This window comes from Streptomyces sp. JW3 (assembly GCF_052216785.1).
Classification (GTDB): Bacteria; Actinomycetota; Actinomycetes; order Streptomycetales; family Streptomycetaceae; genus Streptomyces.
The window spans coordinates 1-260 of the sequence record NZ_JBQOUX010000313.1; the positions used below are offsets into that span (position 1 = coordinate 1).

Annotated in this window: 1 protein-coding gene; it reads right to left on the reverse strand. The window is 67.7% G+C overall.

The window, feature by feature from the left end:
- Positions 1-260 (reverse strand): amidase family protein (locus ACTT8P_RS38640; protein ID WP_442836459.1); only part of this gene is annotated, 260 nt, incomplete at both ends.

Here is a 260-nt window from a genome sequence, read left to right on the forward strand (position 1 = left end):
GGGTGAACGGGCTGGTCGGCGAGACGAGCACGTCGACCTGTTCGTACGCGGCGTCGAAGTCGCGCGCGATCATGGTGCGCACCTTCAGAGCCTGGCCGTAGTAGGCGTCGTAGTAGCCGGCCGACAGCGCGTAGGTGCCGATGATGATGCGGCGCTTGACCTCCGGGCCGAATCCGGCCTCACGGGTCAGCGACATCACCTGGTCGGCGCTGTGGCTGCCGTCGTCACCGACGCGCAGGCCGTAGCGCATGGCATCGAAG